At 25.7% G+C, this 7,554-nt stretch carries 8 protein-coding genes; all 8 read left to right on the top strand.

Annotation, left to right across the window (positions count from 1 at the left end; all coding sequences use genetic code 11):
* On the top strand, positions 1 to 541 hold a 541-nt coding region (locus tag Q4A58_RS07645), incomplete at its 5' end, for a hypothetical protein (protein ID WP_303118046.1).
* Between the two features lie 14 nt (positions 542 to 555).
* Entirely contained in the window at positions 556 to 1,149 is a 594-nt protein-coding gene (locus Q4A58_RS07640; protein WP_303118045.1) for a hypothetical protein, read from the top strand.
* 160 nt (positions 1,150 to 1,309) lie between these two features.
* Positions 1,310 to 2,017, top strand: coding sequence for a DUF4304 domain-containing protein (locus Q4A58_RS07635; protein ID WP_303118043.1), 708 nt, complete (start codon positions 1,310 to 1,312; stop codon positions 2,015 to 2,017).
* A gap of 436 nt (positions 2,018 to 2,453) precedes the next feature.
* Positions 2,454 to 4,340: an acyltransferase family protein gene (locus Q4A58_RS07630; RefSeq protein ID WP_303118041.1), complete on the top strand. Its 1,887-nt coding sequence runs from the start codon at positions 2,454 to 2,456 to the stop codon at positions 4,338 to 4,340.
* Between the two features lie 287 nt (positions 4,341 to 4,627).
* Positions 4,628 to 5,704 (top strand): DHHA1 domain-containing protein, encoded by a 1,077-nt coding sequence (locus Q4A58_RS07625; protein ID WP_303118040.1) that lies wholly within the window; start codon positions 4,628 to 4,630, stop codon positions 5,702 to 5,704.
* 40 nt (positions 5,705 to 5,744) lie between these two features.
* Positions 5,745 to 6,482: a tRNA pseudouridine(38-40) synthase TruA gene (gene truA, locus Q4A58_RS07620; protein ID WP_303118050.1), complete on the top strand. Its 738-nt coding sequence runs from the start codon at positions 5,745 to 5,747 to the stop codon at positions 6,480 to 6,482.
* 21 nt (positions 6,483 to 6,503) lie between these two features.
* Entirely contained in the window at positions 6,504 to 6,950 is a 447-nt protein-coding gene (locus Q4A58_RS07615) for a GNAT family N-acetyltransferase (protein ID WP_303118038.1), read from the top strand.
* A gap of 77 nt (positions 6,951 to 7,027) precedes the next feature.
* A complete protein-coding gene (locus tag Q4A58_RS07610; protein WP_303118048.1) occupies positions 7,028 to 7,459 on the top strand; it encodes a Fur family transcriptional regulator in 432 nt (143 codons plus the stop codon).
* The last annotated feature ends 95 nt before the right edge of the window (positions 7,460 to 7,554 follow it).

Here is a 7,554-nt window from a genome sequence, read left to right as displayed (position 1 = left end):
TTTTTCAGTAATAGCAAAAGAAATAGCAGGAGGAATGAAATCAGGCTCAGTATATGCAATTGTAGGTAAGAATTTAGTAGAGAATACTGAAAGAGATAATTTAAAGGAGATAGAAAGTTCTTCAAAAACTCCTGAAGCAAAAAAAGGAGGAAGATTAGGAAAGGAAGAAACGAGAAATCAACTTAAAAACGATATAGGAAACACATTAATTGAAGATAACTGGAAAATTACAGGTGGAGGAGGTATAGAAAAAGAGGAGTATATGAAACCTCTTATTGAAGGAAGTAAAAAAGGTAGTAATTATGTTGACATTACTGCTAAAAAAATGATAAATGGAAATGAAATTACGATAAGGATTAACACAGTAGATACTTATAAAAAAACAGGATTATTAACAAATAGAGAAGCAAAAGCAGCTGATTTAATTAATATAAAGATTACAAGAGAAGGACTTAATAATCCAGAATTAATAACAATTCCTAAAGGAACAGGAACAGGAAATTTGAATGAAATACTTAACGAAATTAAAAAAAGATATTAATGGGGAGGTTTGAGATGAGGGGAAGAGGAATGTACTTCCGTGCTTTAAAAGAAGATATGATAGCTGGAGTTAAAGAATTAGAAGAGAAAATAGGCGGTTTACAATATGTGAAGGATGATATATATTATGAACCTAAATTTCTAATATATAATAGTATAGGAGACCTGCCTGAGATTGGATTAATAAGAATAGGTACTTATAATGATATTTTTTATAGTCAATGGAGGTATTTTGTATTAAAAAAAAATGAAAAATTTGAATACGAAAGATTTGAATTTTCTAAAGGTGGATGTCGGTATGATTTAAAAAATACGCAAGGAACAATAATATTTAAACCATCGGGAATATACTATGAAACAAATAGTATTATGCCAGGAGAAATAACAACAATATCAGAAGATGAAAGAGCGCAGTTTTTATTTAAAGAATTTAAGAAAGCTTTACAAAAAAATATGATGTTAGGTAAAGGTGTAGAATATATAGGTAAATCAATAATAAAAAATAAAGAAAAATATAGATTACCTTATGGAAGTCCCAGTTCACCTCCTGAATATGATTTAGATATCAGTGACTTAGTTTGGATAGAAAAAGGAAGAAAGAAAAAATAAATTTTTTATAGATAGCCTAAGTTAAATCTTGGGCTATTTGCTAAGGGATTTATAGAAAGAACAGTATTTGAAGAATTTTCACATATACTAGGTGGAATATGAAATAGTTAGAATAATAAAGTCATAAAACATATTTTTTGTAAAATAGGAGGTTAATTGAATGGAAGAATTATCAACAAAAGAATTTAATGAAATTTATAAAAAATATTTTAGAGAATATTTTGATAAACCTTTAAAAAAAGATGGATATTATAAAAAAGGAACTATCCATTTTTATAAAGTAAATAAATTAAAACTACGTGAAATAATAACTTTTCAGAGACACTATGATAGATTAACAGTAAATTTTGGAGTAGCTCCATTATGGTGTGGAACATTAAAAGGAGCAATGAGTATAGGAGGAAGAATTAATGTATTTTCAAAAGAGAAATCACATTGGCAATATCAATGGTGGGATATAAGAAATGAAGAAGAAATAAAAAATAGTATGGCAGAGATATTAGAATTAATTCAAAATGGACTATATAAATGGTTTAAAGAAAAAGAAAGTGAAGAAAATATATTAGAAGGTTTAAAAGAAGCATATTTTGATAAAGTCCATGAATATATGTTTTTAGCAACATCAATGGCAAAGTTTAAAAGATATGACGAAATACTACCGTATATTGAAAAAGTAAAAGAAGAATATCAAGAAGGGTATTCAGAAGAACAAAGAAATAGAGTGGAATGGCTCAAAGAACTTTTTGAAGAAATATTACTATTAGAAAAAAAAGTGAAAGAAGGTCATGAAGCAGTAGATGAATATATAGTAGAGAGAGAAAAACAATCATTGAAAGAGATGGGCTTAGAAAAATTGATTAAAGAATAAATTTTTTATAGATAGCCTAAGTTAAATCTTGGGCTATTTGCTAAGGGATTTATTAAAGAGTTTTTAACAGAAATTTTAAAAAAAATTAGAAAGCATAGAAAGAATTAATGAATTAAAATCAGAAGGAAAAGAAATAATAGCTTTTTATGATAAGGTAACTAAAAAGATATTTATAAATCAAAATGCAAAAGATGAAGAAGTGAGAGCTTCCATAGCAAGAGAATGGAAGATAAAACTGCTTAAATTTTTGTTCAAAAAATTGGGAATACTTCACTGTATCAAATGATATTAATTAAAAAATTTTAAATTAAATCAAGGATAATAAAAAAATATTTCTCAAAAAATAAAAAATATTATATAATAAAGGTATATTTTTTGAAAGTTTAGATTTTAGAATTTATAAAATTTTATATAAAATACTATTTTGGGGAGTTAAATGGAGAGATTGGAAAAAAGAAATATAGGTATAGATGTTTTAAAAGCACTATCTGTTATTTCTGTAATAATATACCATCTATATGAGTACAAGGGTACTTACATAGGTGTAATCGTTTTCTTTGTTATAAGTGGATATTTTATAAGTGCGATTTTAAATGAAAGAAAAGAGAGTTATCTTCAATTTATTTTTAAACGTTTCTCAAAAATATATCCACTTTTAACAATTGTTTTAGCAGTTATTTGTTCAGGATATTTTTTATTTAATGGTTATTTAACAAAAAAGATGATATATAGCTCACTATCGGCTTTTTTAGGTTTGAGTAATATATACCAAATTCAAAGTGGAATGTCATATTTTGAAAGAAGTGGAGATATGTATCCACTCCTACACACATGGACCCTATCTATTGAAATTCAATTTTATATACTATACCCATTTTTAATATATAGCCTAAAAAAATTAAAAGTTAACTATAAGAAAAGTACTATAATTCTTTTAATTTTATCGCTTGTATCTGCAGTAATAATGTTTCTTAAAGCAGAACAAAATTACGATATAAACACTTTATATTATGGTAGTGACACAAGAGTTTTTTCCCTTTTAATAGGAGGAGCATATTATTTTGCATTTAAAGATAAAAAAATAAATGAGAAAAAAATGAAGATTTTTTCTTCAATTTCTTTAGTACTCATAGTAGCAGCTATTTTATATGTCGATTATCTTATGGAAATTAATTATAGAGGTTTACTTTATTTTTTAAGTATTTTATCAGGTATAATAGTAGTTACAACAGTAAAAAGTAATTTTTTAAGTTGTGACAATAAGATTTTTAAAATCATAGCTGGCTTAGGGAAACATAGTTATTGTTATTATTTGTGGCAATATCCAATAATGGTATTTTCAGAAGAATATTTTAAATGGTCTGATATTAAATATATTTATACAGTTGGGATACAAGTGACTATTTTAATTATTGTTTCAGAAATTTCATATATATTTTTGGAAGAGAGAGTGAAAATGGCAAAATTATTACAAAAAACTTTTTTTATAGTTTATCTTATGTTAATATTTTTCCTTCCTATAAGTGAAGAAACAACTTCAAAAATTATAGAGGAAAGAATAAATGAAGTTGAAATAGAAATGCAGTTAAAAAATTTAAACTCAGAAATTCAAAAAACAGAAATTTCTGATGATTTTGAAAAAAGATTAACAGAGAACGATTTGGAAAAAGATGAAGTAAAAACTATAGAAATAAATGAAATTGAGAAAGTAAAAGAAAATGAAGAGAATATGGATTTAGAAAAAGCATCTACAGATGTTGGAGAAGTACAGGAAACAAAAGATCCTAAAACAGATAAAAAACTAGTAGATGAAGAATTAACAGAAAAAAAAGAGGATGCTGATGTTGCTGACTTTCATGACGAAGAAGAGTATACATTTATAGGAGATTCTGTTATGAAGGGAGCAGAACCTTTTATAAAAGAAATATTCGTAAATTCATTCATAGATGCAAAGGTATCAAGGCAGTTTACTAATTTACCACAAATTTTAGAAGAATTAAAAAATAAAAATAGTTTAAGTGATAGAGTTGTAATTCATTTGGGAACAAATGGAGTAATGAATAAAGAATCTTTTGAAAAATCTATGGAAATATTAAAAGATAAAAAAGTATATTTGATGAATTCAGTGGTTCCAAAATTTTGGGAAGAAACAATAAATAAAAATTTAAATGAGTGGTCAAAGGATTATGATAACATAGTTATTATTGACTGGTATAAAAAGGCTAAAGGAAAGAAAGAAATGTTTTATAAAGATGCAACTCACCCTAATAAAGAGGGAGCCAAAATTTATGCTGAGTTCATCTATGAAAGTATTAAAAATTAAATAAAATTTTAGACAAGAGCTGTTACAAATTAAAATTTTTTGAAGTTTTATTCAATAGCTTAAATATCTTAAGAGCATACCAAAGGCTCCTTTGAATATTAAGTAATGATAAAAAATAGATGAAATTTTTAAAATGTAACAGCTTCTTTTTTAGATCTGTGTCAAAATGGTGTTGATGAAAAATATTATATAAATAGAATTTTTTCTTTTATTTGACAATAGTTTATAGAATTTTTTTTCTCTATATGCTATAATTAATAGATTGTTTTATCTGGAGAGGAGAAAAAATGGCAGACATATTATGCGATACAAGGTATAAAATGGGTGAATACCCTAAAATTATAATATTGACTCATGCGGATGCGGATGGCTTAGTGGCAGCGATGATAGTAAAATTATTTGAGGAGATAGAAGATAAAAATAAGACTTTTTTAATAATGAGCAGTATGGATGTTACTTTAGCTCAAACAGACAAAACCTTCAATTATATATGTAACTACACTTCTCTTGGAAAAAGGGATAAGGTGTATATATTAGATAGACCAATTCCTAGTGTTGAATGGTTAAAAATGCAATATTTATCTTATACGAATATAATTAATATTGATCATCATTTAACGAATCATCCATCTTTTTATAAAGATGAAGATTGTTGTAAAAATATAGAATTTGTATGGGATGATAAAGTTAGTGCAGCTTATTTAACTTTAGAATATTTTAATAAACTCAAGGAAAATAGTGAAAATGTCAATACATATAAAAAATTATATGATAAATTAAAACCACTTACAGAAGCAACATCATTGTGGGACACATTCCAATGGAAGAATTTAGGAAGTTCTCAAGAGCATATTAAGCTAAAAAAAAGAGCTTTATCGATTAATTCAGCTGAAAAAATATTAGGTTCGGAAGCTTTTTATAGATTTATAGTAACGAGGGTCAATTCAAATAATTATACAGAGGAAGTTTTTAATTATTTTACATTATTAGATGAAGCTTATAATTTAAAGATGGACTCAGTATATAATTTTACTAAAAGGGCAATTTATACATTACCATTTAAAAAGTATAAATTGGGAGTAGTTTACGGAATAGAAGGGGATTATCAATCTCTTATAGCAGATAAAATATTTGCAGATAAAAAAATGGACTATGATATAGTAGCCTTTTTAAATATCTATGGGACTGTTTCATTTAGAAGTAAAAATGATATAGATGTCAGTGAAATTGCAAAAAAAATGGGGGATTTAGTTGGTTTTTCAGGAGGAGGCCATAAAAATGCTTCAGGTTGTAGAATATTTGATAGAGATGAAGTAAAGAAAAAATTAATAGAGACTTTTGAACAATTAATGCAAAAGATTTAAAATATAATTTTTTGTTCGTGGAGAAAAAATGTTAGAAACAATAAACAAAAGAAATATAAAGCTAAGTTATATGTATGACGGTTCAAGATATTTTGGTTTTCAAAGGCAGCCAAAGCATATAACAGTTCAGGGAGAAATTGAAAAAATATTAAATTTAGTTTGTAATGAAGAAATTAATTTAATTTCTGCTGGAAGGACAGATAGAGGAGTTCATGCTAAACATCAGGTTTCAAACTTTTACACTATATCCTCAATAACTGTTGAAAAATTTAAATATCTCTTAAATAGAGGTTTACCTCGAGACATTTATGTATTTGAAGTTGAGGAAGTCAAAGAAAATTTTAATTCAAGATATGATGCTAAGTATAGAGAATACGAATATATTATTTCTTCTGAGAGAAATCCTTTTGAAGCCAGGTATGTAAAATATTTTCCCGATAAAATTAATATTGAAAAATTAAAAGAAATATTTTTACCCTTTATAGGAATAAAAGATTTTCATAATTTTAGATTAAAGGATTGTGTTAGTAAGATAAGCATAAGGGAAATAGAAAAAATAGATATTGATAATTTTGAAAATAATAAAGTAAAGATAACAATAAGGGGAAGCTCTTTTTTAAAATCACAAATTAGAATAATGATTGGAACAGCTTTAGCTATTTATCAATCTAGGTTACCAGAAAATTATATAGAAATCTTATTAAAAGACTTTTCTAAAGAATACAAGAAAATTTTAGTGGAACCAGAAGGCTTATACTTAAGTAAAATTGTCTATTGAAACAATAAAGAGGTGATATTTATGAAATTAGTTAAAATCACAGAGCCAGGATATGAAACTATGCAGGAGATAGTAAAGATTGAAGAAGAAGCTTTTGATGGAGCAGGGAATGTTGATCTTTGGATAATTAAAGCTCTTATAAGATATGGTTTAGTTTTTGTTGTGGAAATTGACGGTAAAATAATTTCTATAATAGAATATATGCAGAGTTTTAATAAAAAGACTGTATTTTTGTATGGAATATCTACATTAAAAAAATATAGACATAGAGGCTATGCAAATTTCTTATTACTTGAAACAGAAAAGTATTTAAAATCTTTAGATTTTAAAGAAATAGAATTAACAGTTGATCCAAATAATAAAATTGCAATAAAAATGTATAAAAAAAATGGCTATATTCAAGATAAACTTTTGAAAGATGAATATGGTAAAAATATAGATAGGTATGTTATGAAAAAAATATTATAAAAGCATTGACAATGATATTAAAATAATGTACTATGTATACACTTGTAATGATTACAAATTTTATAAAAGAGAGGAAGATTTTTGTGTATTTTTATACAGAGGATATAAGTACTTATTTAAAGGAACATGGAATAAAACCATCTTATCAAAGATTAAAAATATTTCAATATATGATGGAAAATAATAACCATCCAACAGTTGATATGATATATAGAGCTCTTTGTCCAGAGATACCAACACTTTCTAAGACAACTGTCTATAATACACTAAATCTTTTCATAGAAAGAAAGATTACAACTATGGTTGTTATTGAAGAAAATGAAACAAGGTATGATTTAGTAATGGGTTCACATGGGCATTTTAAATGTGTAAACTGTGGTAAATTGATAGATATAGATCTGATAGATATAAATTATTCTGCTTGTGAGGAAATACAGGGAAGTGACATAACAGAAAAACATATATACTTAAAAGGTATATGTAAGGAATGTAAAAATCATAAGAACTAAATTTAAGAAAAGGCTGTTGTTTAAAAGATTGCAACAGCCTATTTTTTTATTCCTAAGGAAATTATAAAATGAATTTCAAGTCTTCATTTCTGAAA

Source organism: Fusobacterium sp. (genome assembly GCF_030528405.1).
Taxonomy (GTDB): domain Bacteria; phylum Fusobacteriota; class Fusobacteriia; order Fusobacteriales; family Fusobacteriaceae; genus Fusobacterium.
Note: the sequence above shows the minus strand (reverse complement) of the source record. Positions and strands in the feature narration are given on the sequence as shown.

What these genes read in the sequence shown, in the direction of transcription:
- Q4A58_RS07640 (WP_303118045.1), top strand. Translation starts at nt 556, where the DNA reads ATGAGGGGAAGAGGAATGTACTTCCGTGCTTTAAAAGAAGATATGATA.
- Q4A58_RS07635 (WP_303118043.1), top strand. Translation starts at nt 1,310, where the DNA reads ATGGAAGAATTATCAACAAAAGAATTTAATGAAATTTATAAAAAATAT.
- Q4A58_RS07630 (WP_303118041.1), top strand. Translation starts at nt 2,454, where the DNA reads ATGGAGAGATTGGAAAAAAGAAATATAGGTATAGATGTTTTAAAAGCA.
- Q4A58_RS07625 (WP_303118040.1), top strand. Translation starts at nt 4,628, where the DNA reads ATGGCAGACATATTATGCGATACAAGGTATAAAATGGGTGAATACCCT.
- Q4A58_RS07615 (WP_303118038.1), top strand. Translation starts at nt 6,504, where the DNA reads ATGAAATTAGTTAAAATCACAGAGCCAGGATATGAAACTATGCAGGAG.